General features: G+C 54.7%; 18 protein-coding genes. 11 read left to right on the top strand and 7 right to left on the bottom strand.

Annotated elements, in window-relative coordinates:
* The first annotated feature begins 48 nt into the window (after positions 1 to 48).
* From TA5113_RS05280 to TA5113_RS05320, 9 genes are all read left to right on the top strand, one after another.
* Positions 49 to 1,734 (top strand): NAD(P)H-dependent oxidoreductase subunit E, encoded by a 1,686-nt coding sequence (locus TA5113_RS05280; RefSeq protein ID WP_058315314.1) that lies wholly within the window; start codon positions 49 to 51, stop codon positions 1,732 to 1,734.
* A gap of 124 nt (positions 1,735 to 1,858) precedes the next feature.
* Entirely contained in the window at positions 1,859 to 3,082 is a 1,224-nt protein-coding gene (ftsY, locus tag TA5113_RS05285; protein ID WP_058315315.1) for a signal recognition particle-docking protein FtsY, read from the top strand.
* Between the two features lie 73 nt (positions 3,083 to 3,155).
* A complete protein-coding gene (locus TA5113_RS05290) occupies positions 3,156 to 4,058 on the top strand; it encodes a DMT family transporter (RefSeq protein ID WP_058315316.1) in 903 nt (300 codons plus the stop codon).
* A 41-nt stretch (positions 4,059 to 4,099) separates the two neighbouring features.
* On the top strand, positions 4,100 to 4,711 hold the full coding sequence (locus TA5113_RS05295; RefSeq protein ID WP_058315317.1) for an inner membrane-spanning protein YciB: 612 nt from the start codon (positions 4,100 to 4,102) through the stop codon (positions 4,709 to 4,711).
* Positions 4,712 to 4,880: 169 nt separating this feature from the next.
* Complete coding sequence (locus tag TA5113_RS05300; protein ID WP_058315318.1) at positions 4,881 to 5,150, top strand: hypothetical protein; 270 nt, start codon at positions 4,881 to 4,883, stop codon at positions 5,148 to 5,150.
* A 270-nt stretch (positions 5,151 to 5,420) separates the two neighbouring features.
* The gene (gene metZ / locus TA5113_RS05305; protein ID WP_058315319.1) at positions 5,421 to 6,608 is read left to right on the top strand and encodes an O-succinylhomoserine sulfhydrylase; all 1,188 of its coding nucleotides are present in this window, start codon (positions 5,421 to 5,423) and stop codon (positions 6,606 to 6,608) included.
* A 117-nt stretch (positions 6,609 to 6,725) separates the two neighbouring features.
* Complete coding sequence (folE2, locus tag TA5113_RS05310) at positions 6,726 to 7,826, top strand: GTP cyclohydrolase FolE2 (RefSeq protein ID WP_058315320.1); 1,101 nt, start codon at positions 6,726 to 6,728, stop codon at positions 7,824 to 7,826.
* 13 nt (positions 7,827 to 7,839) lie between these two features.
* Positions 7,840 to 8,232: a lysozyme inhibitor LprI family protein gene (locus tag TA5113_RS05315; protein ID WP_058315321.1), complete on the top strand. Its 393-nt coding sequence runs from the start codon at positions 7,840 to 7,842 to the stop codon at positions 8,230 to 8,232.
* Between the two features lie 48 nt (positions 8,233 to 8,280).
* Positions 8,281 to 9,729 (top strand): TrkH family potassium uptake protein, encoded by a 1,449-nt coding sequence (locus TA5113_RS05320; protein WP_058315322.1) that lies wholly within the window; start codon positions 8,281 to 8,283, stop codon positions 9,727 to 9,729.
* On the opposite strand, the gene TA5113_RS05325 is transcribed toward TA5113_RS05320, so the two are convergent.
* The 5 genes from TA5113_RS05325 to TA5113_RS05345 all read right to left on the bottom strand — a co-directional run bounded on the left by TA5113_RS05325 (position 9,726) and on the right by TA5113_RS05345 (position 13,629).
* Positions 9,726 to 10,751, bottom strand: coding sequence for a threonine aldolase family protein (locus tag TA5113_RS05325; RefSeq protein WP_058315323.1), 1,026 nt, complete (start codon positions 10,749 to 10,751; stop codon positions 9,726 to 9,728). The genes TA5113_RS05320 and TA5113_RS05325 overlap by 4 nt on opposite strands.
* Positions 10,751 to 11,224: a YcgN family cysteine cluster protein gene (locus tag TA5113_RS05330; RefSeq protein WP_058315324.1), complete on the bottom strand. Its 474-nt coding sequence runs from the start codon at positions 11,222 to 11,224 to the stop codon at positions 10,751 to 10,753. The genes TA5113_RS05325 and TA5113_RS05330 overlap by 1 nt, the downstream gene beginning before the upstream one ends.
* Positions 11,221 to 12,156: a bifunctional riboflavin kinase/FAD synthetase gene (locus TA5113_RS05335; protein WP_058316635.1), complete on the bottom strand. Its 936-nt coding sequence runs from the start codon at positions 12,154 to 12,156 to the stop codon at positions 11,221 to 11,223. Before TA5113_RS05335 ends, TA5113_RS05330 begins: the two co-directional genes overlap by 4 nt.
* Before the next feature lie 52 nt (positions 12,157 to 12,208).
* On the bottom strand, positions 12,209 to 12,652 hold the full coding sequence (locus TA5113_RS05340; protein WP_058315326.1) for a MaoC family dehydratase: 444 nt from the start codon (positions 12,650 to 12,652) through the stop codon (positions 12,209 to 12,211).
* Positions 12,653 to 12,753: 101 nt separating this feature from the next.
* Complete coding sequence (locus tag TA5113_RS05345) at positions 12,754 to 13,629, bottom strand: TIGR01459 family HAD-type hydrolase (protein WP_058315327.1); 876 nt, start codon at positions 13,627 to 13,629, stop codon at positions 12,754 to 12,756.
* 207 nt (positions 13,630 to 13,836) lie between these two features.
* On the opposite strand from TA5113_RS05345, the gene TA5113_RS05350 reads away from it, so the two are divergent.
* Positions 13,837 to 14,160 (top strand): hypothetical protein, encoded by a 324-nt coding sequence (locus tag TA5113_RS05350; RefSeq protein ID WP_058315328.1) that lies wholly within the window; start codon positions 13,837 to 13,839, stop codon positions 14,158 to 14,160.
* A gap of 58 nt (positions 14,161 to 14,218) precedes the next feature.
* On the opposite strand, the gene TA5113_RS05355 is transcribed toward TA5113_RS05350, so the two are convergent.
* Positions 14,219 to 15,139: a manganese-dependent inorganic pyrophosphatase gene (locus TA5113_RS05355; protein ID WP_058315329.1), complete on the bottom strand. Its 921-nt coding sequence runs from the start codon at positions 15,137 to 15,139 to the stop codon at positions 14,219 to 14,221.
* Positions 15,140 to 15,280: 141 nt separating this feature from the next.
* Entirely contained in the window at positions 15,281 to 17,452 is a 2,172-nt protein-coding gene (gene katG, locus TA5113_RS05360) for a catalase/peroxidase HPI (RefSeq protein ID WP_058315330.1), read from the bottom strand.
* A gap of 107 nt (positions 17,453 to 17,559) precedes the next feature.
* On the opposite strand from katG, the gene TA5113_RS05365 reads away from it, so the two are divergent.
* Positions 17,560 to 18,471 carry a hydrogen peroxide-inducible genes activator gene (locus TA5113_RS05365; protein WP_058315331.1) on the top strand — a complete coding sequence of 304 codons (912 nt, stop codon included), beginning with the start codon at positions 17,560 to 17,562 and terminating at the stop codon, positions 18,469 to 18,471.
* The last annotated feature ends 76 nt before the right edge of the window (positions 18,472 to 18,547 follow it).

Genomic DNA, 18,547 nt, shown 5'->3' on the forward strand with positions numbered 1-18,547 from the left:
GAAATCGGTGAAACTTAAAGTGAAGGTAGCTTTCTGCTAGGAAAATCAATGACCCAGCAATTCAAGAAAGGCGTCTGGAAGTCCGGTAAGGGCAAAGGTCGTCATACACCTAAGGGCCGCCAAGTCGAAGACGCGGCGCTGCAAGAGATTCATGCTTTGATCGAAGGCCGCGAGGTGACGCGCGATCAGCTGATTGAATTCTTGCATCTCATCCAAGATCACTATGGTCATTTGTCCGCGCGCCACATCCGCGCACTGGCAGAAATCATGCGCGTCGGGCAAGCGGAAGTTTATGAAGTTGCAAGCTTTTACGCCCATTTCGACGTGGTGCGCGAAGACGATACACCGCCACCTGCGCTGACCATTCGCGTTTGTGATAGCCTGTCCTGTGAAATGGCCGGGGGGCAGCAACTTAAGGCAGCGCTGGAAGATGGATTGGACGCAACCGAAGTGCGCGTGCTTCGTGCCCCATGTATGGGACGCTGTGATACCGCGCCGGTGCTTGAGATCGGCCATAACCACATTGACCACGCGACCCCCGAAAAGGTGGATGCGGCGATCGAAGCAGGGGACACCCACGCCCATATCCCTGACTACGAAACCTATGACCGATATGTGGCGAATGGCGGCTATGGCGTTCTAAAAGATCTGCGCGCCAATGGTGATTGGGAAGCGGTGCAAGACAAGGTGCTTGACGCAGGCCTTCGCGGTCTTGGTGGCGCCGGATTCCCCTCCGGCAAAAAATGGGGCTTTGTTCGGATGAATGAAGGCCCGCGCTATCTTGCCGTGAATGGTGACGAGGGCGAACCGGGTACATTCAAAGATCGGTATTATCTGGAGCGCACGCCCCATGTGATGCTGGAAGGCATGCTGATCGCCGCTTGGGCGGTGGAAGCGGAAAAAGCCTTTATTTACATGCGCGACGAATACCCGGCGGTGCTGGAGATTTTGCGCCGAGAGATCAAAGCATTGGAAGACGCGGGTATCGTTGAACCGGGTTACATCGACCTGCGTCGCGGCGCGGGCGCCTATATCTGCGGCGAAGAAAGCGCGATGATTGAGTCCATTGAAGGCAAGCGCGGTGAGCCGCGCCATCGTCCGCCTTTTGTGGCCCAAGTGGGCATCTTCGGTCGCCCCACTTTGGTGCATAATGTTGAGACGCTGCATTGGATCTGCAAAATCAACCGGGAAGGTCCCGCATGCCTGAATTCGGTCGAGAAAAACGGGCGCACCGGTCTGCGGTCCTATTCCGTCTCGGGTCGCGTGAAAAATCCTGGCGTGCATCTGTTGCCGGCGGGCTCAACAATTGACGATATCATCGAAGCCTCTGGCGGTATGCTGGATGGTCACGTGTTCAAAGCCTATCAGCCGGGTGGACCGTCTTCAGGCCTCTTGCCTGCGCACATGAACGATATCCCGCTGGATTTTGATACGCTTCAGCCTCATGGCACCTTTATTGGTTCTGCTGCTGTGGTGGTTCTGTCAGATCAGGACAGCGCAAAGGAAGCCGCACTCAATATGCTCAAGTTCTTTGAGGATGAAAGCTGCGGCCAATGCACCCCTTGTCGGGTGGGTTGTGAAAAAGCGGTCAAGCTCATGTCTCTGCACAGTTGGGATACCGGCCTTTTGACAGAGCTTTCTGACGCCATGACAGACACATCGATCTGTGGCTTGGGCCAGGCGGCGGGCAACCCGATCCGTTTGACCATCAAACATTTCGCTGACGAGATCTGATCTCGCGTCAAATGCAAATGGGGCGCAGTCTTATTGCGCCCTTCTTGCCCCCTTCTTTCACGCTGGTCTTTTCAATTGCCCTAATCCCCATTAACTGGAAGGAACGGCAATTTCCGGAGGCCTCATGGCGTTTTTCTCAAAACTCAAAGACCGTTTGTTCAAATCCTCTTCGCGACTTGAAGAAGGTTTGGATGCCATCGTGGAAGATGGTGGGGAAGAAGTGGTTGAAGCTGTCGAAGAAACCACTCCAGAAGTGGTCGACGAGCCAAATGTTGCACCGCAAGTTGAAGCGCCTGTTGACGAGGTAGCGCCGGAAGCGCCTGTTGCGGCACCAGACCCGGTCGTACGCGAAGAAACTTCGCCTGCACCCGAGTCTATTCCTGCGAAAGAACCGGAACCGACCCCCGCGTCAAAACCCGCGGAATCAGTGCCGGAGCCGGCAGCGAAACCCGTTGAAAGACAAAGCCTTCTAGGTCGTCTCACAGGGCGCAAACCGGCAAAGCCCGTCGTAAAGCGCGAGCTTGACGATGATATGCTGGAGCAATTGGAAGAGCTGCTCATTGCTTCCGATATGGGCGTCGACACAGCCCTTCGCGTCAGCGCCAATATCGCTGAGGGCCGCTTTGGCAAAAAGGTTTCGACCCAAGAGATCAAACAGATATTGGCCGACGAAGTCGCCCGCATCATGGAAACCGTGGCCAAACCGCTGCCGCTTTATCCGCAAACGCCACAAGTTGTCTTGGTCGTGGGCGTGAACGGGTCTGGTAAAACCACCACCATCGGCAAACTGGCAAGTCAATTCAAAGAAGCAGGCAAATCCGTGGTGATCGCAGCGGGTGACACGTTCCGTGCGGCCGCCGTAGAGCAACTCCAGGTCTGGGGCGACCGGGCGGGAGTGCCCGTTCTGACCGCGCCAGAAGGCTCAGACCCAGCCTCTCTCGCATTTGATGCCATGACCAAAGCGCAAGAAATGGGAGCTGATCTCTTGATGATCGACACCGCAGGCCGCTTGCAAAACCGTCAAGACCTGATGGAAGAACTCGCCAAAATCGTGCGCGTCATCCGTAAAAAAGACGAAAGCGCGCCGCATAATACTTTGTTGGTGCTGGATGCGACCACCGGTCAGAACGCGCTGAGTCAGGTGGAAACCTTCCAGAAACTCGCCGATGTTTCTGGCCTTGTGATGACCAAGCTCGACGGCACTGCAAAAGGTGGCGTGCTTGTGGCGCTGGCGGATAAATTCGGCCTACCAATCCATGCGATCGGTGTCGGAGAGAAAATCGACGACCTTGCCCCGTTTGATCCAAAGGATTTCGCCCAAGCGCTCACAGGCTCTGACTCCCTTTGATCTTCTTCTTTGCAAAAATACTCCGGGGGTCTGGTGGCAGCGCCCCCGCGCCTTGCGCAGCAAGGCTCACTAAATGACCGAGTGGATCATTTCTCTTGAAGGCACTGAAGCTGGACATCGGCTGGCCCTGATGCTCGCGCTAGGTGCCGCTTTCCTGCATGCGGTCTTTGGCGCGCTGCAGAAAGGTCGCCACGATCCATGGCTTAGCCGTGGCGCGATTGACTTAAGCTATGGCCTCATGGCAGCACCCTTTGCGCTTTTTGTGGTGCCGTGGCCCGAGCCCCATATGTGGATCATCTTCTTCTGGGTGTTTGTCATTCATGTCGGCTATAAGCTCTTGCAGGGCTTTGCCTACACCAAAGGGTCTTACACAGTGGTCTACCCGGTGGTGCGGGGGACAGGTCCGCTTTTCGCGGTCATTGCTGCCTACTTGATTTTTGGCGAGACCTTCACCCTGACCCAATGGATCGGGGTCTTTGTCCTGCTGAGCGGGATCTTTGGCCTCGCGATTTATAACCTGATCTTTCTGGAAACAGATCGCGATACGTTAGGTGTCGCGCTTCTTTTGGCCTTTATGACTGGCGCCTTTGTGGCACTTTACACCACCTATGATGCCTACGGTATCCGTTCGACCGCTGATCCCTTCACCTTTCTGGCGTGGTTTTTCATGATCGACGGGCTTTTTATGCCGCCAATCGCCTATGTGCATTACCGCCGGATGGCGCAGAAACCAGACCTGCTGCCCCTCATGGCCCGCGGTATCATCGGGGGCTTCGTTGCCTTTGCCAGTTTTGGGGCCATTATGCTGGCCACACGGATCGGCAATGTGGGCGAAGCAGCGGTCCTGCGAGAGACCTCCACCGTTTTTGCAGCCCTCATTGGTTGGATCGTTTTGAAAGAAACCGTCGGTCCACGCCGCATCGCGCTGATGACATTGATCGCTGTTGGTGCAGTCATTGTTGAAATGGGCGGCTGAGCCCTTAGATTACGTCCAGACTTCAGGAGCAAAGACCCCAAATGGCAGGTAAACCGATCAACCCAACGCTGAAGATGGCGCTTGAACTTGGCCCCATCATTCTGTTTTTCGTGGGCTATCTGAAGTTTCGCGACCAGAGCTTTCTGATTGGAGGCACCGCTTACGATGGCTTTATTCTGGTTACAGCGGCTTTTGTACCGCTGATCGCGCTATCCAGTTTCATTCTTTGGCGTCTCACCGGGCATCTGTCCAAAATGCAGATCGCAACGGTGGTCTTGGTGACGGTCTTTGGCGGGCTGTCCGTTTGGCTCAATGACGATCGCTTCTTCAAAATGAAGCCGACCATGATCTACCTGCTTTTCGGCGGGGTTCTTGGGTTCGGTTTGCTGCGCGGACAAAGCTATCTGAAATTTGTGATGGAAGAAGCCTTGGCCCTGCGCAATGAAGGCTGGATGATCCTGACCAAACGCCTCACGGCTTTTTTCATCGGCCTCGCGGTGCTGAACGAGGTCATCTGGCGGACCCAAAGCACGGACACTTGGGTCTATTTCAAGACCTTTGGCCTAACAGCCGCAGTGTTCCTGTTCTTCATGACCCAAGCGGGTGTTTTGTCGAGATATGCCATCGAAGAAGAGGGCGAAGACGCCGCCTGACGCTGAGATCAGCACCCATTCTAAAGGATAGGTTAGGCGCTCATCGGTGCACCTTTCTTTGTTGTGGCAGCCTTATGGGTAATTCTTCGTGACAATTCACCTTTAACGGCGTCTTCAGATCCGTCAAATAGGTGTTGCCTTACAAAGACATAACGCATGAGGAAGAGTGATGAGTTTATTGGTAAAAGGATCCGTGCTGGCCGCCTGCGGGTTTCTTCTGCTTGGTTGCGACAGGACTGGGTATGAAAGCAAACCAACTGTCCTGAAACACAAATCGGGCCCGGTCACGTGTCAGCTCTACACAGTTGAACGAACTTATTGGGACCATGCAATTGCGCATCCAGAAAGCATGAGCAAAGAAGATGCGGATGCAATCTGCCTCGCTGAAGGTGAACGCCAAAAGGTGGAATATCTTGCGGCTATCAAGTCTAAGAAATAACCAAACCGGCCGATTGGCAGTGACGAAACACGACTGAACTAGGAAAGCCTCTCGCTGTGACCGCTATGGTGTTGACCCTGCGGTTTCAGAGGAGTACATCGACCCCGTGGCGATTTGTTACCGGATTGCGGGCCACGGGGTTTGATGCAGAGTACCTGCGTAAAACCTGAATTCCGCTAAAGAGGTCAGGACGCAAGGACCCCCTTACGCTTGGCCGTACGGGGGTTTTTTATTGCCAACGGCATAGGTCTGCGGCGCAAGGAGACGAAGATGGAGAACTGGAACAAGCGCACGAAACTCGTGCATGGCGGCACCCGCCGCAGCCAGTATAACGAGGTCAGCGAAGCGATTTTCCTGACCCAAGGGTTTGTATACGAAAACGCAGAACAAGCTGAGGCACGGTTCATTGAGACCGGCCCGGATGAGTTCATCTACGCACGTTATGGCAACCCAACCGTCTCGATGTTTGAACAACGTATGGCGCTGCTTGAAGGCGGCGAAGACGCTTTTGCCACCGCTTCTGGCATGGCAGCGGTCAATGGCGCTCTGACGTCTTTGCTCAAAGCGGGCGACCATGTTGTTTCAGCGAAAGCTTTGTTTGGTTCCTGTCTCTATATTCTAGAGAACATCCTGATGAATTTTGGGGTGGAAGTGACCTTTGTGGATGGCACCAATTTGGATGAGTGGCGCGCTGCGGTGCGCGAAGACACCAAAGTTTGTTTCTTTGAATCCATGTCCAACCCGACCCTTGAAGTGATCGACATTGCTGGTGTTTCTGAAATCGCGCACTCCGTTGGGGCGACAGTGGTGGTGGACAACGTGTTCTCCACGCCAGTCAATTCCGATGCGATTGCACAAGGCGCCGACGTGGTGGTTTACTCAGCCACCAAACACATTGACGGCCAAGGCCGTGCTTTGGGTGGCATTGTGATTGGCACCAAAGATTATATCCGTGGCCCGCTTGAAGCTTACATGAAGCATACCGGTGGCTCGCTGTCCCCGTTCAATGCGTGGATCATGCTGAAGGGTCTGGAAACCATCGATCTGCGGGTGCGGGCGCAGGTGGAAAGCGCTCAGAAGATTGCTGAGGGCGTTGATGGCAACCCTGCGCTATTGCGTACACTCTACCCGGGCCTCAAAACCCATGCGCAGAACGCACTGGTGCAAACCCAGCTTGGTGGCAAAGGCGGCACCGTTCTGTCTTTGGACATCAAAGGCGGCAAGGATGCAGCGTTCAAATTCCTGAATGCACTGACGATCCCAGTGATTTCCAACAATCTGGGGGACGCGAAGTCGATCGCAACCCACCCGGCGACCACCACCCACCAGCGTCTCAGTGATGAACAGAAAGACGATCTGGGCATCACCCCTGGTCTGGTGCGCTTCTCTGTTGGTTTGGAAGATGCTGATGACCTGCTGGCCGACGTGCTTGCGGCGCTTGTGGCGTCTCAGGCTTAACCATTGCGCGAAATTCCACTCAGGATGTCGGCTTTTGCCCCTTTTCCGAGTGGAATTGGCATTTCGCGACCTATGTCTCTAAGATAGAAGGCAGTAGGTCGCGAAAAAGGAACGCCTATGAATATCCAGTCGTCAAAGTCTGATAGGCCGATGACCAGAGAAGAGGCCAAAGATGCGCTGGACAAATTGCGCGCTTGGGCCAGTGCGGCCAATCCAACGGAAATTGCAGAATTAGACCCTGCCGTTGCGCGGCTTATTCCGGGCAATGAGGTGTCGAACTATCCGGACCTGTCTCGCGACTACCCGGAAGATTTCACCGTTGATCCGGACTACAAGGCGACCTTGCCTGATCTTCAGAACGGTCCAACCAGCCTGATCAAGGGCGCGAAAAAGCAGATCCAGCATGTGGGGATTTCAAATTTCCGTTTGCCGATCAGCTACCGCACCCGCGACGGCGGCGATGTCACCCTTGAAACCTCAGTGACCGGCACGGTCAGTCTGGAAGAGGATAAGAAGGGCATCAATATGAGCCGCATCATGCGGTCCTTCTATAAGCATGCGGAAAAGACCTTTAGTTTTGAAGTGCTTGAACATGCTTTGGCGGATTACAAAGCTGATCTAGATAGCTTTGATGCGCGCATTCAAATGCGCTTTCGCTATCCAATGAAGATCCCGTCTTTGCGGTCTGGGCTGGAAGGGTACCAATATTACGACCTGGCCATGGAGAAGGTCGAGATCGGCGGCCAGCCAATGAAGATCATGCATTTGGACTACGTTTATTCCTCCACTTGCCCATGTTCTCTGGAACTATCTGAGCACGCCCGTCAATTCCGTGGTCAATTGGCAACGCCACACTCCCAACGATCTGTGGCGCGCATTTCTGTCGTGACCAAAAGCATTCAACGCCTTTGGTTTGAGGACCTGATCGACATGGCGCGTCGCGCTGTGCCGACAGAAACCCAAGTGATGGTGAAACGCGAGGATGAACAGGCTTTTGCTGAGCTGAACGCGGCGAATCCTATTTTTGTGGAAGATGCGGCGCGGCTTTTCTGTCGCGAATTGCAGCAGGATGAACGCATCGGTGACTTCCGGGTTATCGCGAGCCATCAAGAGAGTCTGCACAGCCATGACGCGGTGTCGATCCTGACAGAAGGCGATACTTTCGTAAGCGGCTCGATCGATCCAAAATTGTTCACGACCTTATTTCATGTTGGCTAATCGGTACCGTTGAATGCGTATTCTGACATTTTTGTTGGCCTTGCTGGCCGCGCCCGTTGTCGCTGACGATCTGGATTGCAGCAATGCGATGACCCAACAGGCCATGAACCAATGTGCTCATGCCTCGTATGAGTTGGCCGATGAAGAACTGAACCGTGCCTACAAGCTCGCAGTCGCTCAGGCGCGCGAGATGGATGAATATCTGCAGGACGGTGAAGAGCCTGCAGTAACATTGCTGCGGGACGCGCAGCGCGCTTGGATTGCCTTCCGGGATAAAGCCTGCGAAGTGGATAGTTTGGTTGTGCGTGGCGGCTCTATGCAGCCTTTGATTTACGCAGGATGTCTTGAGCAGCAGACCCGTGCCCGTACTGAGTCCCTTTTGGCCTTTGCCAAAGGCATGCTTTAAGCGGCAAATGCTTGACAGCAGCGCAGCCTCAGGCCAACCCTGCAGCCAATGTTTGATCTACGACCCGTCGGATATGTGATCGGCCTTTTGGTGGCCATGCTAGGGCTCACCATGCTGATCCCCATGACCGCTGATTTGCTGGACAACAGCGCGCATTGGACTGTGTTCCTTGAAAGCGCGCTCTTTACCTTTCTGATTGGGGCGCTGGTTGCGATTTCCTGTCAGGACGGGAACCGTCCGGGACTGTCGTTGCAACAGACCTTTGTGTTGACGACGGGGGTCTGGCTTGCGTTGCCAGTCTTTGGTGCATTGCCCTTTATGCTTGGCGCAACAGAAGCGCGTTTTGTGGATGCCTTCTTTGAGGCCATGTCCGGGCTGACCACGACCGGTTCCACGGTGTTCGCAGGTCTTGAAGAGCTGCCACGCGGTATCTTGCTGTGGCGTGGCTTGCTGCAATGGATCGGCGGCATCGGTATCATTGTTGTGGCCATGGTGTTTTTGCCAGAACTGCGTGTCGGTGGTATGCAGATCTTCCGATCGGAAGGCTTTGATACATTTGGGAAAATCCTGCCGCGCGCGACCGAGATTTCTGGTCAGGTTTCGACCATCTATGTCGCGCTGACCTTCATGTGCTTTCTGACCTATCTGGTCGTTGGGATGGAGCCGTTTGACGCGCTGGTTCATGCGTTCACCACCATCGCGACCGGTGGTTTTGCCAATTATGACGCGTCCTTTGGGACCTTTTCTGGCGCGGGCGAATATGCCGGCACAATCTTTATGCTGCTCGCTGCTTTGCCCTTCGTGCGCTATGTGCAGTTAATCAACGGTGCCGCGCAGCCGTTGTTTCGGGATCGGCAGGTCATCACGTTTTTCGGCACCATTGCTGGCTTGGTCGTTCTTGTGTCGCTCGTCCTAGCCATTGGTCAGGATCGAGACTTAGAGCCTGCGTTCCGCCAAGCACTTTTCAACGTGACCTCAATCACCACTGGCACCGGCTATGCCAGCGCGAATTACATGCAGTGGGGCGGTTTCCTCGTCGCGCTTTTCTTCTTTATCGGCTTGATCGGTGGCTGCGCGGGCTCAACGGCTTGTTCGATCAAAATCTTCCGGTATCAGCTACTGTTCTCTGCGATCAAAGTGCAAATCCAAAAGATCCACACACCCAGCGGCGTGTTCACGCCGCGCTATGCAGGCCGCCCGGTGTCCGATGACGTGCTGAACTCCGTTATGGTGTTCTTTGTGTTCTTTATCGTGACTTTGGGTGTTCTGGCTGTGCTTTTGGGCCTAACAGGTTTGGATTTTGTGACATCTCTGTCCGGGGCAGCGGCAGCCATTGCCAATATCGGGCCGGGGCTGGGTGACATCATCGGCCCGGCTGGTAACTTTGAACCGCTTAATGATACCGCGAAATGGCTGCTTGCTTTCGGGATGCTGATCGGGCGGCTCGAGCTATTGGCGGTCTATGCCATGCTCACACCTGCGTTCTGGCGGTCTTAACCGCGACAGATATCCAGAAACCGCGTTATCTGATCCGTTGAAATGGACCAGTCGCAGACCAAACGGACAGAGATTTTTCCGCCTTCTACGCCATTGTCGTAATAGCGCCCCCCGGCAGCTTTGAGACGTTCATGCGTGGCCAGAGGTAGTTTGCAGAAGATAACATTAGCTTGCGCTGGGTAATCGAAACTGACCCCCTCAATCGCTCTCAGACCTTCCGCGAGCATTGCGCAGTTTTGATTGGCCTGTCGCGCAGAATTAACCCAAGCATCATCGCCTAGATAACCCTGCATCTGAGCCGCAAGATAGCGGTGCTTGGAAAACAAATGTCCGCCGCGCTTGCGTCTTCCTTCGAATTCCGCAGCCTTTTTAGGATCAAACAAGATAACGGCCTCAACGCCCATACAGCCGTTCTTTGTGCCGCCAAAACTCACCGCATCGATGCCCGCTTTCCAGCTCATCTCGGCGGGGGTGCAACCCAGTGCAACCATTGCATTGGCAAAGCGAGCCCCATCCAAATGAGTCGGAAGCCCATGGGCGCGCGCGACATCCGTCAGGGCGCGGAGTTCTTCAAGAGAGTAGACTTGGCCGAATTCAGTGACCTGAGAGAGCGATAGGGCGCCGGGCTTTACCCCCTGAAACCCGCGATCCAGACAACGCCTGATTTCTTGTCCCAGCGCGTCCGGGGTGATTTTGTCCTCATCCCCAACCAGCGTGAGCTTCGCCCCTGAATAAAACTCTGGCGCGCCGCATTCGTCTTCTTGGATATGGGCCATGGGCGCACAGAAGATCGTCTCATATGGTTGCGCTAGGCAAGCGAGGGCCAGCGCGTTGGCTGCTGTGCCTGTGGGCACCAAATAGACAGCCGCGTCATGTGCCTCAAAGATCTCTCGGATTTGCGCCGTGACTGCATGGGAGAGGTCGTCGTTGCCATAGCCCAGAACATAGCCCTGATTTGCCTCATTCACCGCGGCCATAACCTGTGGCAGGGCAGGGCCTGTGTTGTCAGAGGCGAAATGCATCAGCTGGGTTCCTCGATGATGTAGTTCTCCCATTCTTCGATGGGGACTTCGAATTCAGAAACGGTGCGATCCCGCACGGACACGCCTGCTTCATGAACGGTCTCTGGATCACCACTGACCAAAGGGTGCCAGTCAAAAAGCGGTTTGCCTTCCCAAAGCAGGCGGTAGGCGCAGGTCTGAGGCATCCAATAGGCGTGGGTGTCCAGATTGTCGGGCGTGAGCACAATGCATTCAGGCACAAACTGGTGCCGGATCGGATATTGAGAGCAAAGACCCGTCTCATCATCCAGCATGCGGCAGGCCACGCAGGTCAGTGCGACCGCGCCGGTATCTTCATCTTCCAGCTTGTTCAGACAGCATTTTCCGCAGCCATCGCAAAGCGCTTCCCATTCGGGTTTTGTCAGCTTCTTCAGAGGTTTGCGTTCCCAGAACCGCGCGGTCAGGCGGTCTCGGTCAATTTTTGGCGTGCTCATAACGCGGATAGAATAGCACGCGCTTTGTCACAATCTGCATCCATTTGTGCAATCAGCGCGTCCAGCCCATCAAATTTCATCTCTGGGCGCAGATATTCCACCAAACCAATAGAGAGTTGCGTGCCGTAAAGGTCGCCAGAGAAATCGAATAGGAAGGTTTCGATATTCGGGAGGTTCTCTCCGAACATCGGGCGGACGCCCACAGAGGCTGCCCCGTGATACGTCCCTTCATAAGGTCCGTCGAGCACATCAATGAGCACTGCGTAGACGCCGAACTTAGGCGGGTGCAATCCGTCGATAGACATGTTCGCCGTAGGATAGCCCAGTTCGCGACCACGTTGTTCGCCGCCAATAACGGGCCCTTCAATTCGGTGCCAGTGCCCCAGCATTTCCGCTGCTTCGCGCGGAAGACCATTGGTCAAAGCAGCTCGGATATTGGTGGATGAGGACACTTTGCCATCGCCGGCTTCAATCAGTGGAGCGATGGTCACGCCAAAGCCGAACTCTTTTCCAAACGCGATCAGATCGTCAGCCGTGCCCAAACGGCCTTTGCCAAAACAGAAATCCGCGCCAACGACGACATGTTTCAGGCCTAAGCCCTCGACAATGACTTGTTCGGCAAATTCACGTGGCTCAAGCGTCGCCAAAGCGGTGTTAAATGGCAGCTCATAGAGCCGCTCGATCCCGATCTTCTCGAGACGGCTGGCGCGTGCTTCGGAGTTGGTCAGGCGGAACGGAGGCGCGTCCGGTGCAAAATACTCGCGCGGGTGGGGCTCGAACGTCATGACGCCCAAAGGCGCATCGGGTGCCGCTTGCCGCGCCAGATCGATCACCGATTGGTGGCCCACATGCACGCCGTCGAAATTACCGATGGCGACGCTGGCGCCTCGGTCCTCTGGGCTGACGAATTGATAGTCACGAATGATCCGCATGAGGCAGGGTTATCGCCGCCGTGAAGCGCATGCAAGCCCGTTCGCGTGTGGATTAGTCGAACTTGCGGGACGGGGCCATGACCATTGCTTCGCCGACCAGAACTTTCTTGCCATCAACAAGACAACGGCAGTCAAGTTTCACCCGGCGCTTGTCGATTTCAATCCCTGTCACTTCGACTTCTGCGCGCACCAGATCACCGGGACGCACAGGGGCGAGGAACTTCAGAGACTGACTCATGTAAATCGTGCCATGACCAGGCAGTTGCTCGCCAATGACGGCAGAGACCAAACCAGCGGTCAGCATGCCATGGGCAATGCGGCCTTCAAAGATGGTGTCGTTGGCATAGTCATCATCCAGATGCACCGGATTGCGATCCGTGGAGACCTCAGAGAACTTTTCAATATCTTCATCGGTCACGATCTTCTGAACATAGCGCACCATGCCCATTTCGATGTCTTCAATGCAGATCGTTCCGCGCGGTAGATTGTCCAACATTTCACCCTTCGCCTTATTGGGTATGCAATAAAAGGGCTTCAAGCCGCCCGTTTGAGCAACTTTATTACTTTGCAGGCGCAGAAAATCAAGTCTTTTCTGACTTAGCGTAGGTGCCCAATGGTGAAGGTTGGGTTGGATTTTTCTGTTTCTAGATAATTGTTTAGCGCATCAGGGTCAGGCTGGACTGATGTTTTTGTCTCACTGGCTGCAAGGCCACCCGAGATAAACAAAGAATCGATATCTTCGCCCATGGCCCCTTTGATGTCTGTTAGGACCCCATCCCCTATGGCAAGGATTCGGTTGTCAGAAACGTCTTTGCCCAATTCCGCAAGGCGACGGCGGGCCAGATCGTAAATCGGTGGGTGTGGTTTGCCAAAATAGAGGCTTTCGCCGCCCATTTCGGTGTAGAGCTTTGCCAAAGCGCCCGCGCACCATTCACGGATTTCGCCGCGGTCCACGACAATGTCTGGATTGGCGCAAAGCAGCTTCATGCCTTTGGTTTTGGCGAATAGGAAATCCGCGCGGTTCACGTCTGGATCAGCCATTGGGTCAAACGGTCCGCAGCAAACGATACCTTCTGCCTCGGCGAGCGGCACGCGCTGGATCTCGACTGGGCTATCCAGCAGGTTCAATGGTTCAAAAAACCCCTCATCGCGCTCCCATTCTCCCATGAAATAGACTTTCTCGCCGACCACGCCGCGAAACATTGCAGAACGCGCAGAGTCACCAGATGTGGCGATCGTGTCATAGGCGTCTTTCGGCACACCGAATTGTTCAAGCTGCACAGTCACGCCTGCGCGTGGCTTTGGGGAGTTGGTGACCAATACCACGGTCCCGCCACGTGCGCGGTAGTCTTGCATGGCTTTGACCGCACTTGGGAATGCGTCCACGCCATTGTGCATGCAGCCCCAAAGATCGACGAACAATGCGTCGTAATTGTCAGAGACTTCGGAAAGTTGTGTGATGATCTGGGTCATGTGAAGGCCTAGCCGAGAATTATTTGGTTGCGAGTGCTATGGCATTAAGTTGCTTCATTTTAAAGACAGAAGCGAAAGTGGCAGCTGTTTCTCTCACAGGGGCCGCCCCAGTTTTTTCATATTTCCCGCAAATTTGCGCCGAATTTACGACATTCAGTTGCCAAGTGCCCTTGGGGGGCTCTGTGAAACCTATAAAGGATAAAGCTTATGAAGCTCATGACTGCTGCCACAGTCGCGCTGATCCTGGCTGCGCCTGCATCTTTTGCGGCGAATGCCTCTGATACTCCAGCGGATATATTGCACCCGAACATCCATGATAAAGTTGGCTTAGGCGCTGGCGACAACAACAACGCGAACCCGAACGGAAACGCTGGGAACGGATCAAATGGTGGTGGAATCCACGGAATTGGGAACACTCCGGGACAGTCCGGCGCGGATCCCGCGGATGGCGATCCTGGCTTTGCAGATCAACTGGAAACCGTTCATGGCGGTATTGGAGAAAAAAATAAAAATGCAGCTGGGGACGACTAAGTTGCAGATACAAAAAAGGCGCTCAAAAGAGCGCCTTTTCTTTTTTTAAGGTTTTGGTTCAAACCTTCAGGTTTGGAATGATCTGCTTTTTGCGGCTCATGACGCCCGGCAGGACCAATAGGTCGCTTGATGCTTCTGCGTCAAAGGATTTCGCGGCGACGGTTTTCACCAGATCGTTTGGTACAAACAGTGTTGCTTCTTCATTGAGGATATCGACAACGAACAGCAGAACCTGATCAACACCGTCTTCTGCTTCAACCGCTTTGAAAGACGCAATCAGGCTGTCTTTGCGGTCCAGAACCAGTTTCGGTGCTGTGGTTTCCAGAACGGACACACGGAACTTGGTGCCGTCGACTTCGTATTCTTTGGAGTCCATGCGGATCAGCTCTGCGTCAGAGAACGCAGAGATGTCAGATTTCGCTTCGAACATCTCGGATGCATATGCGCCCAGATCCAAGTTCAGCTCGCTTGCCAGTTTTTCGGCCAGTGCCTTGTCGTGGTCGGTTGTGGTCGGAGAGCGGAATTCCAGTGTGTCAGACAGGATGCACGACAATGTCAGGCCTTTGACCCAGTCTGGCATTTTGGCTGCGTCGTCCCCCATCAGGTCGTACATGATGGTTGCGGTGCAAGCCAAAGGACGGATGGTGATATCGATTGGGCCCTTTGTTTCCAGGCCGCCCACCAGTTTGTGGTGGTCGATGATCGCAGTGACGTCGAGGTCGTTCACGTTCGCTGGCAGTTCAGCAGGGTTGTTGGTGTCAACGATAACCGCCGCTTGGCCTGCGTCAAATTCAGTGACGATACGTGGTTTCGGGCAACCCCATTTTTCAACAACAAACGCCGCTTCGGTGTTTGGTTCACCCAGCAGAACAGCTTCTGCTTTTTCGCCTTTGATTTCGTTCAGGTACCACGCCCAGATGATTGGGGAACCGGTGGAGTCTGTGTCGGGGGATTTATGGCCGAAAACCAGAGTTGTCATGAGGTGACCTCGTCAGAAAATGCAAATTTTGAGGGCCTTATAGGCGCAGTGTCACAGGTTGTCACGTGACAGGATTATGTGAGCGCCAACAAAAAGGCCCGGTGGTTTCCCACCAGGCCCGATTGATGGATTTGGATGCGTTTAGCTCAGCAAATCAAAGCGATCTGCGTTCATGACTTTGGTCCAAGCTGCGACGAAGTCTTTTACGAATTTCTCGTGGTTGTCGTCTTGCGCATAGACCTCTGCATAAGAGCGTAGGATGGAGTTGGAGCCAAACACCAGATCGGCGCTGGTGGCTGTGAACTTCACAGCACCACTTGCGCGGTCGCGGAGTTCGTAGCTGCCGTCTTTAACTGGGTGCCAGCTATAAGACATATCCGTCAGGTTCACGAAGAAGTCGGTGGTCAGCGCACCGACGCGATCTGTGAAGACACCCATTTGGTTGCCGCCATAGTTCACACCAAGGCCGCGCATACCACCCAGCAGCACTGTCATTTCAGCTCCGGTCAGACCCATCAACTGCGCGCGATCCAGGAGCATTTCTTCAGCAGAGACCGCATAGGTGTCTTTCTGCCAATTGCGGAAACCATCTGCGAGCGGCTCTAGAACGCTAAAGCTCTCTGCATCTGTCATGCTGTCATCTGCATCGCCACGACCCGGCGTGAATGGAACATCAGCGGCATGGCCGCCGGCTTTGATCGCCATTTCAAGGCCGACATTGCCGCCCAGCACAATTGTATCTGCGATTGAAGCACCGGCATCCGCCGCCAATGGCTCAAGTACGCCAAGCACCTTTGCCAGACGCGCTGGCTCGTTGCCGGCCCAGTCTTTTTGAGGGGCCAAACGGATGCGTGCACCATTTGCACCGCCGCGTTTGTCAGAGCCACGGAAGGTGCGGGCGCTGTCCCATGCGGTTGCGATCAGCTCGGCAGACGTCAAGCCGCTGTCCGCGATCTTGGTTTTCAGCGCGGCTACATCGTAACCGGTGTTGCCTGCTGGGATCGGGTCCTGCCAGATCAGGTCTTCTGCAGGCACGTCTGGACCCATGTAATTTGCACGAGGCCCCATGTCGCGGTGAGTCAGTTTGAACCAAGCGCGCGCAAAAGTGTCTTTGAAATACTCAGGGTCCGCCATGAATTTCTGGCAGATCTCATTGTAGATCGGGTCAACCTTCATCGCCATGTCCGCATCGGTCATGATTGGGTTTTGCGGTGTTGTGCTGTCTCCTGCATTCTTTGGCTTTTCGCTATCGGGCATATTGACCGGCTGCCATTGCCACGCGCCGGCAGGGGACTTTTGAAGCTCCCATTCCCAGTTAAACAGGTAGTCAAAATACCCCATATCGAACTTGGTCGGCTCTTTGGTCCATGCGCCTTCGATACCGGATGTGAACGATTTGGACGCGGTGCCGCCGTGGTCTGGGTTGTTCCAACCAAAGCCTTGCGCTTCAATCCCCGCCGCTTCAGGCTCAACGCCGATATTATCGCCTGCCAACGCACCATGGGCTTTGCCGATGGTGTGACCACCGCAGGTCAGCGCTGCGGTTTCCTCGTCGTTCATCGCCATGCGCGCGAAAGTCTCGCGTACGTGATGCGCGGTGCGTGCAGGATCCGGTTGGCCGTTCACACCTTCTGGGTTCACATAGATCAGGCCCATATGCACAGCAGACAGCGGGTTTTCCAACGTCGAGGCATCATCCAGATCATCATACCGGTTCTCAGACGGGGCGAGCCATTCGTTTTCAGAGCCCCAGTAAACGTCCGTCTCTGGTCCCCAAATGTCTTCGCGGCCAAAGCCAAACCCGAAGGTTTTTAGGCCTGCAGCTTCATAAGCCATGTTGCCAGACAGGATAATCAGGTCCGCCCAAGAAAGGGCATTGCCGTATTTCTTTTTCACGGGCCACAGCAAGCGACGGGCTTTGTCCAGGCTTGCGTTGTCAGGCCAAGAGTTTAGCGGCGCAAAACGGATATTGCCGGACCCAGCACCGCCACGCCCGTCTTGCATGCGGTATGACCCGGCAGAGTGCCACGCCAAACGCACCATCAGGCCACCATAGGTACCCCAATCCGCAGGCCACCAATCCTGGTTTTCTTCCAGCACTTTTTTGACGTCTGCCTTCACGCCTTCAAAGTCGAGGGACTTCACCGCGTCGCGGTGGTCGTAATCCGCATCCATCGGATTCGTGCGCGCGCCATGCTGGTGCAGGATGTCGAGATTAAGGGCATTAGGCCACCATTTGGTGACCGGCTTGTCGGATGCGGTGTTGCCGCCATGATGGAAGGGGCAGCCGCCTGCAGAAGTGTTTCCGTCCATAATCTCTCTCCTGAATAAGTCGTTTGTCTGGGTTTCTGAATTTAGATTAGATCTAAGATTTGATAATTTCCAATTGGAAAAAACTTAAGTAGTGATAATTTAGAGTTATGATTGGTCTAACGCTGAAACACTTCCGATACTTTGATGCTTTGGCGCAGAAAGGGCACTTTGGGCGAGCGGCGGAGGCGTGCTCGATCTCGCAGCCCGCACTTTCTGTGCAAATCAAGGAGTTAGAGGCGATGATGGGCGCGCCATTGGTGGAAAGGACCGCAAGGCAAATTCGGCTCACCACATTGGGAGAAGAATTCTTGATCCGCGCGCGTCAGGTCTTGGCGGATGTGGAAGCAATGGGCGAATTGGCGCGCACAGGCGAGGGGCCACTGCGCGGGACGTTGCGGATGGGAATCATACCAACAGTTGCGCCTTACCTTTTGCCTGCAATTATTCGAGGTCTGTCTGATGCTTTGCCAGAGCTAGAACTTCGGCCACGCGAATCTGTGACCCAGTCATTGCTCGAAGACCTGCGCCAATCGCGGCTGGATTTTGTGGTCGCGGCCTTGCCAGTGTCCGAGCCTGCCTTAGAAGAGTTCGCGCTGTTTGATGAAGAGTTTATCTTGGTCCGAGGCGCTCAGGATGCAGGGCTGCCGACGCCGCGGCCGGATCGGTTGCAGGAAATGAAACTGCTTTTGCTGGAAGAGGGGCATTGCTTTCGGGATCAGGCGCTTTCTTTTTGTGACATGAAACGCTCTGACCCTAGCCTTTTGATGGAAGGGTCTTCTTTGTCGACTTTGGTGCAAATGGTGGATGCGGGGCTTGGGCTGACGTTGATCCCCGAAATGGCGGTGCCACTGGAGAGAAAAGGGACATCAGTGACTTTGACCCGGTTCGAAGGAAAGCCCCCGAAACGCACGATTGGCATGATCTGGCGCAAGACCAATCCCTTGGCAGAGCAGCTTTCAGGGCTTGGGGATATTTTGCAGCGGATTGGTCAAGAACAGCGGGATCGATATGTGTTGTGATCGATTTGGGGCTTTGCCCCTCTGGCGCTGCGCGCCATTCACCCCAGAGTATTTTTGCAAAGAAGAATACGGGATG

Source organism: Cognatishimia activa (assembly GCF_001458335.1).
In the GTDB taxonomy this organism is placed as follows: Bacteria; Pseudomonadota; Alphaproteobacteria; order Rhodobacterales; family Rhodobacteraceae; genus Cognatishimia; species Cognatishimia activa.